The sequence below is a fragment of the Bradyrhizobium sp. 172 genome, assembly GCF_023101065.1.
Taxonomy (GTDB): Bacteria; Pseudomonadota; Alphaproteobacteria; order Rhizobiales; family Xanthobacteraceae; genus Bradyrhizobium; species Bradyrhizobium canariense_D.
The window spans coordinates 4,824,970-4,845,683 of record NZ_CP064701.1 but is presented as its reverse complement, the minus strand read 5'-3'; the positions used below and the strand labels follow the sequence as shown (position 1 = coordinate 4,845,683).

The 20,714-nt window shown below is 60.2% G+C and carries 17 protein-coding genes and 2 pseudogenes; 7 read left to right on the top strand and 12 right to left on the bottom strand.

Going from position 1 to position 20,714, the window contains the following annotated elements; translation table 11 throughout:
* Positions 1 to 295: 295 nt before the first annotated feature.
* The gene (locus IVB07_RS23565) at positions 296 to 625 is read right to left on the bottom strand and encodes a GcrA family cell cycle regulator (protein ID WP_018459493.1); all 330 of its coding nucleotides are present in this window, start codon (positions 623 to 625) and stop codon (positions 296 to 298) included.
* Between the two features lie 39 nt (positions 626 to 664).
* A complete protein-coding gene (locus tag IVB07_RS23560) occupies positions 665 to 946 on the bottom strand; it encodes a hypothetical protein (protein ID WP_247336339.1) in 282 nt (93 codons plus the stop codon).
* Positions 947 to 2,230: 1,284 nt separating this feature from the next.
* On the opposite strand from IVB07_RS23560, the gene IVB07_RS23555 reads away from it, so the two are divergent.
* Positions 2,231 to 3,274, top strand: a complete 1,044-nt coding sequence (locus tag IVB07_RS23555) for an adenylate cyclase (RefSeq protein ID WP_247363308.1) — start codon at positions 2,231 to 2,233, stop codon at positions 3,272 to 3,274.
* Positions 3,231 to 3,590 (top strand): hypothetical protein, encoded by a 360-nt coding sequence (locus tag IVB07_RS23550; protein ID WP_247363306.1) that lies wholly within the window; start codon positions 3,231 to 3,233, stop codon positions 3,588 to 3,590. Before IVB07_RS23555 ends, IVB07_RS23550 begins: the two co-directional genes overlap by 44 nt.
* 171 nt (positions 3,591 to 3,761) lie before the next feature.
* Here IVB07_RS23550 and IVB07_RS23545 read toward each other — a convergent pair whose 3' ends face one another.
* On the bottom strand, positions 3,762 to 4,163 hold the full coding sequence (locus tag IVB07_RS23545) for a hypothetical protein (protein ID WP_245288542.1): 402 nt from the start codon (positions 4,161 to 4,163) through the stop codon (positions 3,762 to 3,764).
* Between the two features lie 16 nt (positions 4,164 to 4,179).
* Positions 4,180 to 4,626: pseudogene (locus IVB07_RS23540) on the bottom strand (class I SAM-dependent methyltransferase); the annotation flags it as partial.
* A gap of 221 nt (positions 4,627 to 4,847) precedes the next feature.
* On the opposite strand from IVB07_RS23540, the pseudogene IVB07_RS23535 reads away from it, so the two are divergent.
* Positions 4,848 to 5,460 (top strand): annotated as a pseudogene (locus tag IVB07_RS23535) (PfkB family carbohydrate kinase); the annotation flags it as partial.
* A 433-nt stretch (positions 5,461 to 5,893) separates the two neighbouring features.
* Here the strand turns inward: IVB07_RS23535 and IVB07_RS23530 are convergent.
* The 6 genes from IVB07_RS23530 to IVB07_RS23505 form a co-directional block, all read right to left on the bottom strand.
* Positions 5,894 to 6,607: a class II aldolase/adducin family protein gene (locus tag IVB07_RS23530; RefSeq protein ID WP_026233824.1), complete on the bottom strand. Its 714-nt coding sequence runs from the start codon at positions 6,605 to 6,607 to the stop codon at positions 5,894 to 5,896.
* Positions 6,604 to 8,022, bottom strand: a complete 1,419-nt coding sequence (locus tag IVB07_RS23525) for an FGGY-family carbohydrate kinase (RefSeq protein ID WP_026233825.1) — start codon at positions 8,020 to 8,022, stop codon at positions 6,604 to 6,606. The genes IVB07_RS23530 and IVB07_RS23525 overlap by 4 nt, the downstream gene beginning before the upstream one ends.
* Positions 8,023 to 8,028: 6 nt before the next feature.
* Positions 8,029 to 9,036: an ABC transporter permease gene (locus IVB07_RS23520; protein WP_018459498.1), complete on the bottom strand. Its 1,008-nt coding sequence runs from the start codon at positions 9,034 to 9,036 to the stop codon at positions 8,029 to 8,031.
* Complete coding sequence (locus tag IVB07_RS23515; RefSeq protein WP_018459499.1) at positions 9,033 to 10,037, bottom strand: ABC transporter permease; 1,005 nt, start codon at positions 10,035 to 10,037, stop codon at positions 9,033 to 9,035. The genes IVB07_RS23520 and IVB07_RS23515 overlap by 4 nt, the downstream gene beginning before the upstream one ends.
* Positions 10,030 to 11,514: a sugar ABC transporter ATP-binding protein gene (locus IVB07_RS23510; RefSeq protein ID WP_026233826.1), complete on the bottom strand. Its 1,485-nt coding sequence runs from the start codon at positions 11,512 to 11,514 to the stop codon at positions 10,030 to 10,032. Before IVB07_RS23510 ends, IVB07_RS23515 begins: the two co-directional genes overlap by 8 nt.
* A gap of 102 nt (positions 11,515 to 11,616) precedes the next feature.
* Entirely contained in the window at positions 11,617 to 12,618 is a 1,002-nt protein-coding gene (locus tag IVB07_RS23505; protein WP_007608730.1) for an autoinducer 2 ABC transporter substrate-binding protein, read from the bottom strand.
* Between the two features lie 688 nt (positions 12,619 to 13,306).
* Between IVB07_RS23505 and IVB07_RS23500 the strand changes: the two genes are divergently transcribed.
* From IVB07_RS23500 to IVB07_RS23485, 4 genes are all read left to right on the top strand, one after another.
* Positions 13,307 to 14,437, top strand: a complete 1,131-nt coding sequence (locus IVB07_RS23500) for a sugar ABC transporter substrate-binding protein (protein ID WP_018459502.1) — start codon at positions 13,307 to 13,309, stop codon at positions 14,435 to 14,437.
* A 66-nt stretch (positions 14,438 to 14,503) separates the two neighbouring features.
* Entirely contained in the window at positions 14,504 to 16,045 is a 1,542-nt protein-coding gene (locus IVB07_RS23495; protein WP_018459503.1) for a sugar ABC transporter ATP-binding protein, read from the top strand.
* Entirely contained in the window at positions 16,038 to 17,150 is a 1,113-nt protein-coding gene (locus IVB07_RS23490) for an ABC transporter permease (RefSeq protein WP_018459504.1), read from the top strand. Before IVB07_RS23495 ends, IVB07_RS23490 begins: the two co-directional genes overlap by 8 nt.
* Entirely contained in the window at positions 17,147 to 18,106 is a 960-nt protein-coding gene (locus tag IVB07_RS23485) for an ABC transporter permease (RefSeq protein WP_018459505.1), read from the top strand. The genes IVB07_RS23490 and IVB07_RS23485 overlap by 4 nt, the downstream gene beginning before the upstream one ends.
* A 182-nt stretch (positions 18,107 to 18,288) precedes the next feature.
* On the opposite strand, the gene IVB07_RS23480 is transcribed toward IVB07_RS23485, so the two are convergent.
* Both IVB07_RS23480 and IVB07_RS23475 read right to left on the bottom strand, forming a co-directional pair.
* Positions 18,289 to 19,509 (bottom strand): IS701 family transposase, encoded by a 1,221-nt coding sequence (locus IVB07_RS23480; RefSeq protein ID WP_247285483.1) that lies wholly within the window; start codon positions 19,507 to 19,509, stop codon positions 18,289 to 18,291.
* Between the two features lie 280 nt (positions 19,510 to 19,789).
* Positions 19,790 to 20,689: an SMP-30/gluconolactonase/LRE family protein gene (locus IVB07_RS23475; protein ID WP_018459412.1), complete on the bottom strand. Its 900-nt coding sequence runs from the start codon at positions 20,687 to 20,689 to the stop codon at positions 19,790 to 19,792.
* Positions 20,690 to 20,714: the final 25 nt, after the last annotated feature.

Here is a 20,714-nt window from a genome sequence, read left to right as displayed (position 1 = left end):
GACCACTGATTCGTATGACCTCAATCGCGTTACCGAAGTCGCCTGTGAATTTTGCGTGAGGCCGTGAGGTCCCTCGCATCTTGTACGCGAAAGTCGCGCCCACGGCCCGCAGAATTTTGGTCATCGGCGAAAGACGACTTTTGCAACAATATCTGGGTGGAAGCGGACTGGTTTTGCTCAGGTCGGGTTCTTCGCACTTTGACCCGAATGAGACGAACTTGGGAAGGGGCGCGACCCCCGAACCGTCGAGCCGAGCCGGTACTGAGCGCAGCGCAACGGCATTCGCGGTGACCTCTTAGCCAGTATTTTTGACCGCCTCAGCCAGTATCTCGTAAAGCTGCTGCTTGCTGAATTGCTTAGGCCGCTGCCTCTCCGCTGCGTTTCGCGACACCTTCTTTGCGACTGGACCGGCGCAAGCTGCCGACGACGTCGCCCTCAGCTTTGGGGTCGGCCTTATCTTGGGCCTCGCCGTTGGCAGCTTGCGACCGCGCTTCAGGCCCTGACGGGTCAGCATGCCGCAGACCGCGTTACGACTGCATCCGAGCCGGCGCGCAATCTGCGCCGCGCTATGTCCTGCGGACCAGAGGCTGATGAGGAGCCCTATGTCTTTCGCATCCCAGCCCATGGGGGATATTATAGCACCCACGGCCGAACACGCGTCAATCTAGTCTTCGTCCGGCTCGCGTACGGCCGCCGGTTCGTCGAGCTTGATCTCGGAGAAGGCGACGCGGGAATGGTCGTCTATGCAGACGTGGACGAAATCCCAGCCAGCGCCGCGTCTCTTGTTCGGACAACTGGCGAGAAGAGCTGGGTCGCTGAGCTGGGACAGGTCGACCGAACGTAAAGCCCTGCATCGCTGCGGAATGGCGCTCACCACCGGACAGTTCGGCTGCGCCTTCGCGCGGCGCCTGATGCACTCCGCCGAATTAACTTCCAACAGCAACATACGATTCACATATGTGGATGCTGGAACAACGTCGGCGGATTTCAGTCTCCGTTGCATCATTTTCCCGATTGGTCCGCCGCCGGGCCATGATCCAAGCTTGTTAGAAGGCTTGGTTGGGGGTTACACGACATGCGTGAACATCCTGGTCTAGCGGTTGACGCCACTGTGCGGCTGCATGAGCGCCTAGAACGGCTTACGTCTCAATTGTCCGAACTGGAGTGTCTTCGGGCCCGCGTGCGCGAAGCGGAGCGGAGCGTGCTGATCACCGTCGAAACCGCTCCGTCCCGTTCGCGAGCGACATTGCGGCATACGCCTTTTCGAGTTTCCCCAGCCCGTTCATCTCTTTGAAGTTGTGGCACGCCAACTTTAGCCTTCCCTTGACTTCGTCCGAGGCTCTGAGCCGGCCGAGTCTTTGCGACGGTGCGGCGTTTGGAACGCTTCGCCGATTACCGAGTGTTCCCGGCACGCGTCCCAAAGTGCGTAATGCAGTCGGGCCCCAGCTCCCCCAATCCCTTGGAGCTGAGGCCATTCTTGTTTGGCGCTTCCGATCGACAGCTGGCGATAATGCCCCCGCGTTGCTCGCGGGCGCTTCCGACGAACCCGTTCTCTGAGGATCGACTGGACGCAGCCACGTCAGCTTCTGGCCCTAAACCGAAGAGCGGTTCAACCGCCCCAATGTCTGCAGTCGCTGGGATATTGTTGCAAAACTCGTCTTTCGCCGATGACCAAAATTCTGCGGGCCGTGGGCGCGACTTTCGCGTACAAGATGCGAGAACCTCACGGCCTCACGCAAAATTCACAGGCGACTTCGGTAACGCGATTGAGGTCATACGAATCAGCGGTCGCTCGCTGCGTAGCGTTTTCGCGAAAAATCGTGACCCCTGCAACTTTCGACTTTTGCAACACAATCGCTGGTAAACCGGACGCCAGCTGCACTTGCCGCGCCAACCGCTTTTAACCCGAAGCCGCCAGCCGACGTGAAGTGAATTTCTGAACGTCGGCTGGCCCAATCGAGAAAATATTTCGAGCAGCCGGCAATTCAAAAGAACGCGAATGAGTCAGAGGCCGCCACCCAACCTGAAGCCGTGCAATTCTGCTAGGGTAAAAATCTGGGCGTGTGGCCCATGCGCGGGGAGGGAGCAGTGACAAACTGGGATGTCTCCAACGATCCATCTGGCGAGCCGCCATCCGAAAATAGGCAGCCGGACAAACCAGCATCCGATCAGGAGCGACCGGGGAAGCCCCTATCTGATCGCAGTTTAAGTGATTCGCTTGCGGGAACGATTGCAGTTGATCGGCGGCGCGCTTGCGTCGATTGCCGCCGTCGGTGCTATCGAGGGCGGCCTCGTCGACTACTGGAGCGTATGGAAGACGCTCCGCACAGACGTGTTTTCGGAGAGCCAAAAAACGCAGAAGGAGGCTACGGCACGGCCCGACATTGCTCCCCGTTTGTCTCTCGTTGTCCTGCCATTCGCAAACCTCAACAACGACGCAGAGCAGGACTATTTCGCCGATGGCATTACGACCGATCTGACGACCGGCCTCGCGCAAATGCTCGATACATTCGTGATCGGGCGCGGGACGGCTTTCACCTATAGGAATAAGCAGGTCGATCTCAAGACCTTCGGCAAGGACCTTGGTATTCGATGGGCGGTACAGGGAGCTGTGCAACGGGCCGGAGATCGGGTCCGGATGAACGTATCCCTTGCAGACCTTTCGGCCAGTCGTGACGTCTGGTCGGATCGTTTTGACGGCGATCGGATGAATCTCGCCGCCTTGCAGGACCAGGTCACGGCGCGGCTTGCCCGCTCTCTCAACGTTGAACTCATCCAAGCCGAAAGTCGGCGCAGTCTGATGGACCAGCCCGCGAATCCAGATGCCGTCGATTTCACCATGCGCGGGTGGGCAAAAGTCTATGGACCTCAGGGCAAGGTAACGATCACCGAGGCAAAGGACTTGTTTGAGGCCGCGCTGCATCTCGATCCGGACCACATTGATGCAATGCTCGGTAAAGCGTGGCGCATAGCCAACGGCATACTCAGCGGATGGTCAACGTCCGTGACGGAAGACAAAAAGATCGCCACCAGCTTAATTGATCAAGTTATTTCAACGAGCGCGAATGCGCACATAACCAAAGGAAATATTTTACTCTATCGAGATCCCGAGGCGGCATTACCTGAATTCGACGCCGCTTCGGAAGCCGACCCAAATTCGCCGATTGCAGACGCAACAAAGGGAATTGCACTTGTTACAGCGGGACGCGCGCACGAATCTCCTTCGACCAGTGCAGATTGCTTTGCGCCTAAGCCCCAAAGATCCGGCGCGTAGCACCTGGCATTTCTTCCTGTGTCACGCTCACGTCCATGTGCAGCAATACAAGGAAGCCATTGAGGAATGCAGGCGCTCGATCAATCTGAATAAATTATACTGGATGCCGTATGTGGATCTGGTTTCAGCCTATGGAGCCACAGGCCAACTTGAAATGATCCCGCAAATGACGGCCGAATTGGATGCAATCCTGCCGGATTTCACGGTCCAATGGTTCCGTCAAATAGGCTACGCACGTTCGAGCAATGCGCAGTTTCGTCGTGAGTACGACAACATCCTTGATGGACTTAGAAAGGCTGGCGTACGCGAACAGTGAGGTCGCCAGAATCTTCGTTGCTTGCTCACCAGAAGAGTCTCTTCTGGCCCTAAGCCGAAACGCGCTTGAGGCGCGGTAACGTCCGCTGTCGCTGAGGGCCAGACGCCTCAACAAGCACCTGTCCCCGAAAACCCACATCCGTGCCGCGTCGACAGTATTCACCAATGTCCCTTACCCACTCGCGCCAGGGCTATGTGCAAGCTGGCAGGGGGTTGTGCGAGTGTGGTGCTTTGCTCGCCGATAGCGTTCCCACATTGCCTTTCCGTCCAGATTTTCGACCAGGTCAAGTCCAACAGAGGCGAGATCGTTGACGATGTCATCCTGATAGAATCCCGAAATCCAAGGTTCGGCGGTCTGCGCTACCAGATTGGCATTCTCGTTGTGTGGTGCTTGAGATGTGTTCTGGGCGAACTCGGCTTGGTCAATATAAGTGAATACAAGTTCGCTTCCCGGGGCACCGCAAGTTGCCACTGCACGCAAGGCTGCCAGATTGGCTTGACGTGTCAGGTACACCGAAACGCCGAGCCACGAGAAGAATGCTTTCTTGTCTTTCCCGGAAGCAAGAGCAAGCAAAAGCAGACACCAAATCCTCGTTCGTGAGGTCGGCAGCGATGAAATGCACCGACGGCGGAAGCGATATGCCGCATTCGTTAATACGCTGGATCTTCATCGTTTGTGCCACCGGATGGTCTATCTCGAAGATCGTCAGGGCGTCGGAAAAAGCGGGCGGCGAAACACGAAGCTATCCAGCCGGCACCGATAAGAACGTATTGACTTATGCCCTGATTGTCGCCGCGCGCAACGCGTCCTCCGCATAACGAGAGCGGATTACCACTCCTGGCAGTGCGGTATTGGTCAGCAGGAAGTTGTCCAACACTGAACCGGGTCCCTGCAAGGCACGGGCACGCGCGTCCTTATCCATGCGGGCCAATACCCGCTCAGTCATCCTTTCGCGTTCAGCTTCGGAAACGAGTCGATCGCCCCAGGGATCGTCGAAAAGGGGAGACGGGTCGAACCGCGAATGCAGCGCTCTCATCAGCGACGTTGTCAGTGCGGTGCGGCTGGGCAATGAGTCCATCATCCCGATCCTTCCTGGGACGGCTTGTCTCGCTGAGTACTAGGGCGATCTGGCGCGTACGGACAATAGACTAGAATAGGCGATGAAAGCTGGCCATCGACTGAACAGAGCGCCAACAACTTACGCCAGCCGCACTGACACAAGGCTTCGGAAGGAAACGCGATTTAGAGCGCACACGCGGGGACAACGCCATCATCGCGGTGAGCGGACCGACCGACGGTCTCAGCCCCGCCGACGTCGATGCGGCGGCGGATGCGATCCGCACTAGCCGCGTCTTCGTGACCCAGCTCGAGCAACCCGTCGCAGCTGCGCAGCTCGGCCTCGAGATCGCGCGCGCCGCGGACAGCATCACCGTGTTCAACCCGGCACCCGCGGACGCATTCGACGACAGCCTGTTTGCCTTATGCGACTACGTCGTTCCCAACGAGACTGAGGCCGAGGCGCTGACTGGAATCCCGGTGAGCGATCTTGCCGGCGCCCGCCGCGCCGGAGATGCGCTGCTGGGCAAAGGGGCGGGTACCGTGCTGATCACACTCGGCGAAGCCGGAGCATTGTTTCACGGGCAGGATCGCTCGCTGCACGTGCCGTCGTTTGCCGCCGGCAAGGGTGGTCGAAACCGCGGGCGCGGGCGATGCATTCGTCGGCGGCTTCGCAAGCGCGCTCGCGGGTGGCGCCGGTCCACTGGAAGCGGCGCGCTTCGGTTCGGCGACAGCGGGGATTTCCGTGACACGCGCGGGCGCTGCGCCTGCCATGCCGGGGCGCGCTGAGATTGAAACTTTGTTGAAGGGATGACCTGCTCATGATGCGGAACGATCCGATCAAGCATGTCTCTATCTGGTCGGCGGTGCGGCGAAGGGCAGATGCGGGCGGTCGGGTCCGGTGTGCTGACGATGCGCTCCCGTCGCGACGTTCGCTCCGCAAGCGAGGTCGGTACCCAGCGTGCCGCATGCCCGAGCATGCTGGCTACAATGGGAAAGGCAGCATGCGCCAAGACATGAGAATAAGCTGCTGAAGGTTGGCGACGGCGCATCCTGCCGTATTCACGCGGCGCCGATCGACAAGCTAAGTCGTTGATCGGCTGAGTGGTGAAGGGAGCAAATCAGATTGTTCGCTCGCGTCTTCTGCCCAAGAGCTGTGACGGTCAACCCCGCCCATCCGGCCGCGGCCTCCGTTCTGCGTGGCCGGTACTGAGGAACTCGCTGGCAGCTGTCCAGCAAATCCACCATCAATGTGCTGTCCGTTTCGAGTCCAGTAGGGCGCGCGGAACATCGCCGACATCGTCAAGGTCAGGCGCCTGGCCGTATCCCATGCGTTTCATCTGCTCATGTACCTGCGCCATTTCAGCGTCGCTGAGGCGCGGCGGCTCGCCGATAGCCAACGCATGGACATACATCTTCGCCAGCGTCTCCACCTCCAAGGCGAGCCAAAGCGCCTTTTCAAAGGTCTGGGCCGTCACGATCAAGCCATGATGGCCAAGGAGGCAAGCGTCGCGATCTTCGAGGGCCTTGAGGGCGTAGTCCGATAGTGCCTGCGTGCCGAAACAAGCATATGGCGTACACCGGACATCGTTGCCACCCGCAACTGCGACCATATAGTGGAAGCAGGGAATATCACGTTCGTGAACGGCGAGAATCGTGCTGAAGGTGGAATGCGTATGCAGCACGACGTTGACGTCTTCGCGTGCTCGCAGAATATCGCGATGAAAGCGCCATTCGGATGAAGGCCGATGGTTGCCCTGGTAGTTCGCGGCAAAATCCATCGCGACAATGTCCTCTGGCTGCATCCGATCATAGGGCAGACTGGTAGGCGTGATTAGCATGCCGTTTGGAATCCGGTGCGAAAGATTGCCGGATGTGCCCTGATTGAGACCGTTTCGATTCATCTCCCTGCAGGTATCGACAATGCCTTGGCGGAGATCGGCATGATTACGGTCTGTCATGAAGCGGGCTCCGAGAAAGCGATCCAGGACTGGTAAGCGGTGGAAAGGTCGCGCGGTTCGAACCTATCGTTGCTGAGTGATGTGACGGCTTCAAGGATCACGCTTGAAACCGGCAGCGTACGCGAGAATCGCCGCCACAGCAGCGCAGCGCCAAGCGCCGTTCCGTCGGGAGATCGACTCACCCAGACACTCTGCGAGGATCGCAAAGTCGCAAGACAACGGGCGAAGGGCAGGTTTGCGGCAAAGCCACCATCGATGACTATGCGTTTTGAGCTCTCGAGCGCATCAAGGCAGCGGTTTGCGCTGAACGCTGCGTAGAGCACCGCCAATGCCTGCCATTCGGCAGGCGTTTCGGGGGGCGGCCCGATGACCCGTCCGCGGCGAGCAGCGCCCGGAAACAATCCATCATCGCCGACGAATGAGGGGAGCGCCAGGGTTCCTCTCGACAGCAGGGTGGGCAATGCGGCAAGGACGGCTGCATCAGAAGTAAAATGTTCCCCGCGGATGAGGTCGTATTCGCGGCCGGCCGCGATCAACGTCGAAGGTGCATTCTCCCCATCGACATCGATATTGAGAACCATCGCGCGCGCGCAATCGAGTTTGTCCAGGGGGAGGCCGCGCTGAAAGCCGATCATCCAAGTACCGGTCGATAGGATCGAGGCATCGGCCATGCCGGCGGCCTTGTAGCGAAACAGGTTGGCGTTGGAATCATGCACGCCGCAGAGGATCTCGGTCGATTGCGCCAGGCCCGTGCGCCTGGTTACAGATTCCGAAACCGTCCCTAGCACCTCACCGGCGGGTACGCATTCGGGCAACAGATGGCTCCAACCGCGCTTACGCATAAGAGAAGAAGGCTGACGGTGGATGAGGTCCCAGATATGGCTCTGAGCCGCGAGCTGCGAGATTTCGCTGGCCGCACGTCCACCAAGCCGCAGGGCGAAAAACTGCGCGGTGGTCAGATAGGCTTTTGCGCGAGCGAATTCGACGGGATACGCGCTTTCCTGCCAAAGCAGCTGTTTTCCGAGCCGCATCGCCCCTCCGATTCCGCAAAACACCTCATCGTAACCAGGCGCGATCCGGGCATATGCTTCATCGATTGCGGGCGGAGAGACGGCATCATAGTCCATCATCGGCAGCACTGGCGTATCACCGTCGACGAGAACCGCGCCGCATCCATGCGCAGCCACGATCACGGCGCCAATGGCATGGCGTTGAGACACGTCGGCAAGGGTATCGAGAAACCACTCTTCTAACCCGGCAAGGTCATAGGCGAGGTACGACCCCTGAGCCATAGGCACATTTGGAAGCCCATGTGTTTCGAGCGGCCAGCCGTCGTCGCTCGCCACGACCAGTTTGAGATTGGTCTTGCCGATGTCGAGAACTGCAATAGGGTTCGAGACTATCGAGCGCATCATCGCCGGCTACCGCGGCGCTTTGCCGGCGACATGAGGAACCGCCGCGACGGCAATCAAGATTCCACCCCAGATCGCTAGCGTGAGGAATTGGCTGAGGTTCAGAAGGTTGAATGCCGAGGAGATCACCTGAAGGATGATCAACGCAAGCAATAGCCCGCCGACTTTGCCGAAGCCGCCAAACGGATCGATGCCGCCGAGCACGGCCGCGAGAATGGTGACCAGCAGATAGCTCTCGCCGTATGCCGCGTTGGCCGAATTGAAACGTGCCAACATGACGACCGCCGCCACGCCCGCGAGCAAGCTGGAAAATACATAGAGTTTGAGGAGGACGGCGCGGGTATTGACGCCTGAGTAACGGGTCGCCTTCTCGTTCGAGCCGATCATGTAAACCTTTGCACCGAACGGCGTCGCGTTCAGCATGAGCGCGACGGGCAAGGCGCAGAACGCAAGTACGATCAGAGCAAAGGGTACCCCGAAAACCGTTCCGTTGCCGATAAACACAATCGGCTCCGGGAATCCGGAGATGACGTTACCGCGCGACAGGCCGATCGCGAGACCCTTGCAGAGCGTCATCGTGCCGAGCGTGGCCAGGATCGGCGAAACGCCGAGATAGGCGATGACAAAACCATTGAGGAGGCCGACCAATGCAGCCACTGCAAATCCTGCAGCGATCGCAAAGACCTGAATGCCGACCCAGGCAAGGCCCTGGCTCCCCGGGATGTAGCGCGTCAGCAGGAAGGCGATGGTCAGTCCGGACAGATTGGCGGTTGCGATGATGGAAAGGTTGAGTCCACCAGATAGCAGGGCCAGCATCATCGCCAGTGAGAGGATGCCAAGTTCGGGCATCTGGAAAGCCATGGATTGCAGCGTGTTGACCGAGAAGAACCGATCGCCGATCGTGATCGCAAACACGACCCAGAGTGCGAACAACAGCAGGATGAGGGTGGCGACTGTGCCGCTGCTGGCGAGACCGACCATGCGCCGGCGAAGCGAGAGGGCAGGGGCGTTGCTCATCGGGGCGCGCTCCGGGTTCGCCGCTCGCGCTGCGACCAGGCGGTCGCAGAGACCGAAATGAGAATAACCAAGCCGACGAAGAACGGCGACCAGTAGGACGAAACGCCCAGCAAAATGATTCCATTTTGGAGTACCGCGAGCAGTGTCAGGCCCAAAAACGTGCCGAAGACCGTGCCGACGCCGCCCATCAGGCTGGCGCCGCCGAGCACGACGGCAGCGACCACATCGAGTTCCTTGCCCACCAGCACCGTCGGGGCAACGGACTGCGCGAGTTGTGCCTGAATCAGAGAGGCGATTCCGGCCATGACACCCATGTAGCAATAGACCAGTATATTGAGGCCGAAAATGTGGAAGCCGAGCCGCTGTGCGGCGTCGGTATTGCCTCCCATGGCATAGATTTGCCGGCCGATATTGGTTCGGTTAAGCAGGAGCCAGGTGACGAGAAATGCCAGCACGAGCGCGAGGATCTGCAGATTGACACCGTACGAGCTATCCTTGCCCCATTCGAACTCGAACCAGAATATTCCGGTCGCAAACCAGTCGGGCAACGAATAGATGTATTTGCCGCCGGTGAAGAAGATCAGAAGCCCATAGAAGATGTTCAGCGTCGCGACCGAAACGATGATCGATGGTATTCGAAGTTTCTGGATGAAAATCGCGTTGAGGGCACCGAGCGCACCGCCAATTCCAATCGCGATGGCGAAGACGCCGATCCAGTTCGCCCCGTAAGCATTGGCAAGCGAAAGTGTGACATATTGCGCCACCGACGCGGTCGCGGTGAATGAGATGTCGATTCCGCCGGCGATCAGGACGACCAGCAGCCCGAGCGCTAGGATGCCGACAAATGCATAGGAGGTCAGCAGATCAAACAGATTCTGCATGGTCAGGAATTGGGCGTTCGCGAAGCCCAAGCTGGCGCAGAGCCCAAGGATCACTATCAGCAGCCAGAACTCATGGCTGCGACGAAACCTGCCGAATGATGCCATGTGCGATTCAGGCATTGACGGCCTGCCGAAGCGCATCTTCGGAAGTGGCTGCGGCAGGCACGTCGGTTGTCAAACGACCTTCCCGCATCACCAAGACGCGATGACTATGATAAAGGACCTCGGGGATTTCGTCCGATATCATCAAGACCGCGACGCCGTCGCGGGCCAACCGCCGGATGATTTCGTAAATGCCGTCCTTGGCGCTGATGTCGACGCCCACCGTGGGGCTATCGAGGATAAGCACCCGCGGATTGGTCGCCATCCATTTGGCGAGCACGACCCGCTGCTGGTTGCCCCCGGAGAGCGTCTTCACCGGGTTGGCGGGATTGGAGACCTTGATCCCGAGTTCAGCAACCCACCGAGCGACATGGGTCTGTCGCGCGCGTGCGGCAATCAGGCCGAACGCGCCAGCCAGACGATCCAGCACCGTAAGCGTGACGTTCGCCGTGACGGACTGATTCAGGATGAGACCAAGCGTAAGCCTATCTTCGGATACGTAGGCGATCCCTCGATCGATCGCCTCTGCATTTGTACGGAGGGCGATGGGCCGCCCGTCAAGTGCGATAGTGCCGCGATCGGGCGGCTTCATGCCGAACAGGGATAGCGCCAATTCGGTTCGCCCTGAGCCGAGCAGACCGGTGAGACCCACTACTTCGCCCGCGCGCAACTGCAAGCTTACATCCTCATACTCGCCCTCGCGGCCCAGGCCCTTAACTTCCAGCACAACCGGGCCAGCGGCAAGCTCAGGCGCCTGTATCTGATACTCGAAGGACTTGCCAGTCATCAGCTGGCTGAGTTTCCGCCCATCGATTGTGTCTGCGGCAAAAGTACCGACTTTGGCGCCATCCCGCAGCACCGTTACGCGCTGGGCGATTTCAAGCACCTCATCGAGACGGTGGCTGACGAAAACGACGCAGATGCCGGCACGCTTCAGCTCGCTTACGAGCGCGATCAGGGCGTTCACCTCGTGGCGGGTCAACGATGCCGTCGGCTCATCCATAATCAGGAGTTTGGCATCCGCAGCCAAGGCGCGGCAGATCGCGACCAGCTGGCGTCCGGCAATGCTGAGCTCTGACACTTTCGCGTCCGGGTCGAACGCAACGCCGATCTTTGCCATTGTGGCCTTCGCGGTGGCGCGCATTGAGGCCCAGTTCACCGAATGGAGGCCGCCAAGATGGTGCGCCATCGCGATATTCTCGGCGACGGTGAGGTTGGGGAATAGCGAAAGATCCTGGTAGATGACCTGAATGCCGCAATGCGTGGAGTAGACCGGGTTCAGTTTAGGATATTCCTTGCCGGAAATTGCGATACGGCCGCCAGGCTCCGCTGCCTCGACGCCCGAAATGATCTTGATCAGGGTGGACTTGCCGGAGCCGTTTTCACCGACCAGGCAATGCACCTCGCCGACTTCCAGAGTGAGATCGACGTCGCGGAGCGCGTGCACGCCGCCGAAGCGCTTCGATATGCCGGACATTTCCAGGAAAGTCACCAAAGGTTCGCCTGCAATGGAGTCGTGCGATCACTCGAGTGGTCCCGCATTCCCGACCGGAAGGGCCGGGAATGCAGCGCGACGAGGCGACTAAACCGGTCCGGCCTAGAGCCCTCCGGCGATCAGACCGTCGATGGTTTCCTTGTTGATGCGCATGATCTTGTCCACCTTGATCTGCTTTCCTGCAACGTCGACAGCTGCCTTGCCAAGGCCGGGTACATCGACGCCATCCGTGATCGGCTTGCCATCGAGCACGAGTTTGGCCACCGCGACCATCGCGTAACCCGCATCGGTGGGATTCCACAGAAAACCCTCGCGGATCGTATCATCCGCGATAAGCGACTTCGCCTGGCTTGGCAGCACGGTGCCGACAACGGCGATCTTCTTGCCAAGACGTTGCTGACGCACAGCATTTCCGGCCCCGATTGGTCCGTTCGAACCGAAGCCGAGAATACCACGCAGGTTGGGATAGGCCTTGATCACGTCAAGCGTCGTGCGCTGGCTGGTGTCGATCTCGTCGGCGCCAGGGAAGCGGTCGGCGACGAGCTTCATTTTTGGAAAATTTTTCTGCTGGTAGGCAATCGCGGCATCGGCCCATTTGTTGTGAAGTGGCGTCGTAAGAGTCCCGACATAAACCACATAATCACCTTCGCCGCCCATGTCCTTGGCGAGACGTTCCATCTGCACCTCGCCGAACCGAACGGAGTCGATCAATTCCACATTCCAGTCACGGCCTTCCTGTTCCGGACCCTCATGCGTGATGACCTTGATTCCGGCGGCCTGGGCGCGCTTCAGTACGGGCTCGCAGACTTTTACATCAAGCGGCACCAAGCCGATCACGTTGACCTTCTTGGCAATCAGATCCTCAAGCAGCTTTACTTGCTGTGCCGGATCGACGTTCGCCGGGCCAACCATAGTGGCATTAATGCTGAAATCCTTCGCACCCTTCTGGATTCCCTTTTCAAGTGCGTTGAACCACGGAATTCCCGCGATCTTCACGACCGTGACCATTTCCTTTTGGGCTTGCGCAAAGGCAAAGCCCGGAAAACCGGCACCGGCCAACGCGGCCGTACCACCGATCAGCTTGAGCGTCTGGCGTCTGTCCATTGTTCCCTCCCAGGAAACGATCTTGGATTCCGCACCCTTGACCTGACAGTCGCTGGGTGGGGCAGTCGAGCCTGTTCTTGCTTGGGGGCAGAAAGTGTTGCCTGTCCAACCGCAGGACCTTGAAGGACATTAGAGACCGGCGCTTCAGAACGTGTCAAGCAAGTGACATGTTCGCCAGCCACCGTCGCGGTGCGATACCTGATCTCGCCGTCGAGCTGCTGAGTGAGGAGCTGCGAGCGATCGGCGTTGCTACAGCCATTATCTTAGCGGAGGAGCGCCAGGCCGCCGGACGAAAGCAAGTAGTCCCAGCCTCTGGTTTTCAAAACCCGGCTTCCGCAAGCGGGCTTCGTTCGGCTTCGCGTAGCGATTCACACTTTTCCCTGAGTGTCATTTTTTTCGTCACGCGCGTGGATGCCACCATGAAAGCCCGGCCATCGCCAGCTTCGCCGTTGCACAATCCCTTGCCGCCCACGAACACCCGACTGTCATTGTTACGTTTTCTGCTTCCACAATTGCCGTCGGTTTGGCCGTGCGTTCAGATCGTGTCTCGCGCCGGAGCGTCCGCCCTCGGCTTGTCAGCATCGCAAGCTGCGTGCCATCCTAGCCCGACACGCGCATGGGAAAGTCAATTCCCGGCATGGCTACGCGCCGCGTTAGGGTGGAACACAAACGCTCAGGGAGACACGACATGGTGTGGACGCTTCGTCTGGCGGGGCTGGCTTGCGCCGGCTTGCTGTTGTCATCGGTGAGTGCTCTGGCAGGTCCAAAGGTCGTCTCCGGTCCCGGCGCCGACCCCGCCTGCTTCAAGCCGTGGTCGTCCGAGACCAAATTCTTTCAGTGGCCCAAGAAGGCGGGCCCCTACAGAATCGCGCTGGTCAACGGTTTTGTCGGCAACACCTGGCGCATCCAGATGGTGAAGACTGCCAAGGCTTTCGCCGATCAGCCGGGTATCAAGGAGAACATCAAGGAGTTCAAGGTTGTTTCCACCGGGACCGATGTCGCGGCGCAACTTGGCGCGATGGAGGATTTCATCAACCAAGGCTTCGACGCAATCGTTACCATTGCGGTAGCTCCCGACGGTTTTGATCGCATCATCCGTCTTGCCGACAAGAACAACGTCGTGGTGGTGCCGTTCGACAACGTCCTCGACACCGACAAGGTGATGATGGTCAACGAGGACCAGAAGGAAATGGGCCGCATGTCGGCCAAATGGCTGATCGACGAGAGCGGCAAGAAATCCGGCGACATCCTCGAAGTCCGTGGCCTCCCGGGAAACTCCGTTGACCGCGACCGTCATCTCGGTTTCCGCGAGGTAATAGAATCGCCCGGCAACAGCTTCAAAATCACCGAGGTGGTTGGTAATTGGGACACCGGCACCTCGCAGAAGGTGACTGCAGATGCGTTAGCTGTGCATGGTCATTTCGACGGAGTATTCACCCAAGGCGGATCCGACGGCACCGTGCAGGCACTGATGGCTGCCAAGCATCCCTTTGTGCCGATGTCGGGCGAGGGCGAAAACGAGTACCGCAAACAGATTGCCGATCACGCCAAGGACGGACTAAAGGGAATGTCCTACGGCCAGTCGCCGGCGCTGGTGGCGATCGCGACCAAGGCGGCGATCTCGGCGCTGCAGGGCAACATTATGCCGCAGCTGATCTCGATCCCGATTCCAGTGGCGACCTACAAGGATCTCAAGCCGGGCACGAATTACTGGCCCGAGCTCAATGCCAACTTCTTTGCGCCGAACCAGTTCACACCGTGCGGCGTGAACTTCACTGCACCGGAGATCATGTCGCAGAGCGAGAAGAACACCCAGTGACGGCTCCAGCGATGTCTCTGTCACGGCCCGGCATTCGCCGGGCCGTCGTTGCGTGAAGGCCCGGCCATGCCGGCTGCCGATCCGACGCAATCCGCCTTCCTGGAGCTTGCCGGCATCTCCAAGCGCTATGCCGGCGTTCGCGCGCTTGAAGGCGTCGACTTCGCCTGCGAACGCGGCAAGATTCATGCCGTGCTGGGCGAGAACGGCGCCGGCAAGTCGACCCTGATCAAGATCATTGCCGGTGTGGTGCAGCCCGACAGCGGTCGCATGCGCCTCGCGGGGAGCGAGGTCAGCTTCGCCACGCCGTCGGCGGCGAATGCGGCCGGTGTCGTCTGCATCTTTCAGGAACTATCGCTGATGCCCGACCTCTCGGTCGCGGACAACATCTCCATTGCATCCCCGCCGCGGCGGTTCGGCCTGATCGATGCGAAGGCGCAGCGCCGCCGCGCCGAAGAGCTTTTGTCCGAGATCGGCTGTGAGGACGTCAACCCCCTGAGGCGCGTGCGCGATCTGCCCCTATCGAGGCGCCAGGTGGTCGAGATCGCGAAGGCGCTCGGCAAGCGGCCGCAGTTGCTGATCCTCGACGAGGCGACATCGGCACTGACGAGCGCCGATGTGGAGAAGGTTTATGCGATGCTGGCGCGGCTCAAGGCCGAGGGCGTCGCAATCCTGTACATCTCGCACCGCATGCACGAGGTCGAGGCGCTCGCCGACCGGGCCTCGGTGTTTCGCAACGGCCGCCATATCGAGACCTTCGACAAGGGGAGGCGTTCGACCGCCGATATCATCCAGCTCATGATTGGGCGTGACATCGCGGCCCAGTATCCGCCCAAGCCGGCGCGAAATGCCGCGAAGCCGGTGCTGGCGCTCGAGAACCTGTGCTGGGAGAGGCAGCTCGATCGCATTTCACTGAGCATCGGCGCCGGCGAGATCGTCGGGCTCGGCGGTCTCGACGGGCAGGGCCAGAAATCCCTGTTGCTTGCGCTGTTCGGTGTTTTGCGCGGTGTCACTGGTCGCCTCACGGTGGCAGATCGCGAGGTACGTCCCGGCTCCCCGGCGGCGGCAAAATCGGTCGGCATCGCACTCGTGCCTGAGGACCGCAAGACCGAAGGACTGATGCTGCCGATGTCGATCGCAGACAATCTTGCGATCGCATCGCTCGACGCGCTTTCGACTGGCCCATTCATCGATACCGGGAAGGAACGCACCGCGATCCAGCGAGCCATCGCGAGGCTGCAGATCAAGTTGGACGCCGCGAGTGATGCGGTCTCGACGCTGTCGGGCGGAAACCAGCAGAAGGTCGTGCTCGCCAAATGGCTGATGACCGATCCGCGCATCATCCTGCTCAACGATCCCACGCGCGGAATCGACGTAGGCACCAAGCAGGAGCTCTACCGGCTGATGCGCGAACTCGCCGACCAGGGCGCCGCAATCCTGTTCTACTCAACCGACTATGACGAGCTGATCGGCTGCTGCGACCGCGTCGTCATCATGTATGACGGCCGCATCGTGCGCGAGCTCGAGGGCGACGACCTCACCGAGACCAACATTGTCGCAAGCTCCCTGAATGTCGACACCGATACCGCAGCGAGGGCGGCGCATGCTTGACGATCTCGCGATCAGGATCCGCCAGAACATTGGTCTGGTCACCGCCATCCTGTTGTTCTGTGCTCTCTACATTTTCTACAACGCCGCGCATCCCCGCGGCTTCTCCTCCGCCGTGCTGGTGCAGAATGGCGACGAAATCTTTGCGCTCGCCATGCTGGCGATGGCGCAGACAGTGCCGGTCTTAATGTCGGGCCTTGATCTCTCCGTCGGAGCGGTCATGACCATGGTCGGCTGCTTTGCAAGCTACCTCCTGACCGGCGCGGCAGGTGGTGCGCCGCTGCATCTCGACCTGTTCGGCGTGCATCTCGGCCTCGGCACCTTTCCGGGCGGCGTGAGCGGCATTCTGCTCGGGATCGCCGTGTGCCTTGTGATCGGCGCGGCTGCCGGCTTTATCAATGGTTGCGTCGTCGTCTATGGGCGCATCCAGCCGATCATCGCGACGCTTGCGACCGGCGCGGTCTACATCGGCATCGCGCTTTTCCTGCGTCCGACCCCGGGCGGCAAGATCGATGTTGATCTGAACTGGGCGCTGACTAACTCGCTCGGCGATTTCGCCTCGACCGTGCACATCTTCGACGATGGCGCGGCTGCCTGGTTTGCGCCGTTCGCCTGGATCCCGGTCCCCTTCGTGCTTCTCGTTCTCATTCCGCTGCTGGTATGGGTGCCGTTCCGCCGCTCCGTTCTCGGCCGCGCCGTCTATGCGATCGGCTCGGCCGAGGGCGCAGCTTATATGTCCGGCCTTCCGATCGAGCGCGCCAAGATCGCCGCCTTCACGCTCGCGGGCTTCTTCGCCGGCTGCGGCGGTCTCTTCCTTGCTATCCAGACTTCGTCTGGGAATGCGGACATTCCGCAGGCCGGCGCCTATACGCTCAACTCGATCGCCTCCGTGGTGATCGGCGGCACTTCGCTGCTTGGCGGAACCGGCAGTGCGATCGGGTCGATCTTCGGCGCTATGGTCTTGCGCGTGATTTCCTTCTTCTTCCGCATCTTCGACATTGCCCCTCTTCTGCAGCCGCTGTTCGAGGGCGTGATCCTGCTCGCTGCCGTCAGCATCGGCGCGTTGGGTATGCTGCGCGTCAAGAACACGTTGGAGCTGTTTCGATGACGGCGGCCTCATTCAGCCTCTCGCGCGACGATCGCCCGATCCTGATTGCGGCGGTGTTCATCGTCGTCATTCTCGTCGCGGGTACGGTTTACACATTCGCCCGTTTCGGCAGCGCTCCCCTGTTGTCTCCGGCCTATCTTCTGCAGCAATTGCAGATCGGTGCGTTCCTCGGGATCGTCTCGGCCGGCATGATGATCGTGATCCTGATAGCGCAGATTGATCTGTCGGTGCCCTGGACGCTCGCGGCCGCGGCCATGATGGCGACCTCGGTCGGCGGTCCTCTCGCAATTCCGGTCGGGCTCGGGGTCGGCGTTCTGGTCGGGCTCGTCAACGGCGTCGGGGTCGCGTATCTGCGGGTCCCCTCGATGATCTTTACGCTGGGCGTGAATGCCGTGATGCGCGGCCTGATGGTCGCGCATACTGGCGGCTACGCACCTCAGACCGGGGCGACCGACCTGATGCGGATGCTGGCGGGCGATCGTACGCTCGGCATTCCCAACGCGCTGTTCGTCTGGGCCGGGGTGTCCGTGCTGGTGGTCGTGATCCTGCAGCGCATGTCGCTCGGCCGCTACATCTACGCCATCGGCAACAAGGAGGCGGCGGCCTATCTCGCCGGCGTCAACACGCGCCGCGTCACGGTGGTCTGCTTCGTCCTCTGCGGCCTTGCTGCCGCGCTCGCGGGCGTGCTGCTCGCCGGCTATTCCACCAAGGCCTACCAAGGCATGGGAGACGCCTATCTGCTGCCCTCGATCGCCGCCGTCGTGATTGGAGGCACCAACATCCTCGGCGGCCGCGGCCGCTATCTCGGCACGCTGATCGGCGTCGTCCTGATCGTGCTCCTGAACAGTGTATTGTCGATCATGGAGATGCCGGAGGCGGGCCGCCAAGTGATCTATGGTCTCGTTATCATCTTCATGCTGCTCGTCTACGGGCGGGGCGAACGCGTCACGAGCTAGATGGCCAGCCTAACATTACAGTTGCTTTTTTGATTTGAAGTGGGCGCGTTGAGCGGCAGCCTGGTGAGCTCTGCGCCAGAAGGACCATGCGATGATGTGTGCGGGTTGAATCCGCTTCCGCGCAAGTCTGATAGCAATGCGGCGGATTTCCTGGATTGACCAACGGATCAGTGGTGGGGTGGTTATGTTTTGGCTTTTGCCGGGGGGCGCCGTTTCGTTTTTTTGGGCGGTGGCGGATTAGCGCGATGTCGGATCGCGGCCATCATGGCGAAGGCGAGCATCACCAAGGACACATGACGGTGCCAGCCATGCCAGGATCTGCTCTCGTTGTGATCGAGCCCGAACTCGTTTTTCGCCGTTTCAAAGCTGTCCTCGATCGCCCATCGATGGCCTTCGACCGCGACCAGCGTTTCAATGGCTGTTCCCGCTGGGCACCAGGTGGTGAAGAAGGCGAGGTCATCATCGGCAATGCGACGACGGATCAGTAGACCGCGTGTCCACAAACCGTCATTTGCACTGTTGGACTGCTCGGCCTCGAGATCCGCCAATTCGAGATAACACCAATCGTGCAGCCGCGGTCCTTTGGTTCCGGCTCCCGCCGACAGGCGCTTCCAGTCGGATGAGCGCCGCGTCCGGGCGAGGTCTGCAGCCGTACCGGCGACCGGCGGTCGCTTGCCCCAGGATCGAAACACATGAGCGCTGCTGACCCCAAGCACGTAGCCTTTGCCTGCCCGACGTAGTTGCTGTTCGATGTTGCCAACACCGTAGACGGTATCACCGGCAACCCACTTGAATGGTACAGACCCGGCTATCGCGCGTGCGATCATTCTCGTCGCAAGCTTTGGTTTGGTCGCAAAGCCGACATCGGCAGGCACATATGTGGCTTCCAGACGATCTGGATCGTCGGTCCATTCCTTCGGAAGATACAACGCGCGATCGATGAACGCATGGCCATGACGCGAAACGTAGGCAGCGAAGACGCCGATCTGGCAGTTCGTGATCTTTCCTGCCGAACCAGTGTATTGCCGCGCCACTCCGCATGACGCTTTGCCCTGTTTGAGAAAACCGGTCTCGTCGATCACGAGCACCGCATCGTCATCCGCCAAATGCTCGATGACATAGTCGTGCACGATATCGCGCAGGGCATCAGCGTCCCAGTCTCCACGACCCAGAATCGCCTGCTGCCGCCATGGGCCGGGATCGCCAGCCGCCTCCGCGCGCATCCAACCGGTCTTGCGCTGCTCATCTCCGAGCAGACCTTCCAGGAACAGACCTGCATTCGTCGCAACACGCTCTTGCGTGAACAACGGACGTATCCGTTGCTTGATCTCTCGAAGCGACGCCGCCCACAACGCAAGCGTCGCCTCAACCGACGCGGCCCGCGCCCACGACATTCGAATCATGGTTGCCCATGGATTCAGAAGCCCGCAACAAAAGCAACTGTAATGCTAAGGTGGCCCGCCTTCTTTACAAATTGGAAATCATCGTAAATCAAAATTTTAGCGAAACGAACTGCCTTGCTCGACACAGTATCCGCGAGCTCAGAGACCGGCAAGTTCGGATCGCGCGCTATCGAGGAACTTGAATCCGATCTGCAGGGTGACGAGGGCACCGACGGCCGGCGAAAGCGCGGTCAGAACGGCTGAGGATGGCGCCGCACGCCGCCCCGCGCCGCCTTTTCCCTCACACGGCCGCGCGCGTATTGAGGAAGATCGAATACAGCGATGTCTGTCCGCAAATGTAGAGACGGTTGCGCTGCGGACCGCCGAAACAGACATTCGCCACGATCTCGCCGATGGGAATGGTGCCGATATGTGTCCCGTCGGCTGCGTAGCAGAACACGCTCCGTCCCGCCGACGTCCAAACGTTGCCATGGATGTCGCAGCGAAATCCGTCGTAGAGGCCGTCGGGGCAGGTGGAAAACAGCGAGGGCTCAGCGACCTTGTTTCCCTGGACCTTGTAGGACCAGATCGTCGCGGGCAGCCCGTCGACGTGGGTCGCGCCGGTATCGGCGACATAAAGCAGCTTCTCGTCTGGCGAGAACGCCAGCCCGTTCGGCTGCACGCGGTCAGAGACGACGAGGCTGATCTCGACGCCCGCTGGATCGATCCGATACACGTGGGAGGCGCCAATCTCGGATTTGGTCTGCTGGCCCTCGTAATCGCTGTCGATGCCGTATGTCGGATCCGAAAACCAGATCGAGCCGTCCGATTTCACCACGACATCGTTGGGCGAGTTCAGCCGACGCCCTTCGAACTGCTCGGCAAGCACCGTGATGGAGCCGTCATGCTCGGTCCGGGTGACGCGGCGCATGAAGTGCTCGCAAGTGACGAGCCGCCCCTCGCGATCGGTCGTGTTGCCGTTCGAGTTGAAGCTCGGCGAGCGGAACACCGACACCGATGAATCCGTCTCGTCGAAGCGCATCATCCGGTTGTTCGGAATGTCGGACCAGATCAAATAGCGGCCGGCCGGAAAGTAAGCGGGTCCTTCGGCCCAGCGGCAGCCGCTGGTGAGTTTTTCGAGATTGGCGTGACCAAAGACCAGGCGAGCAAAGCGTGCATCGTGCGTAACATAGGGGAGCATCGTTCCTCCTCGTTGCCGCGGGCCG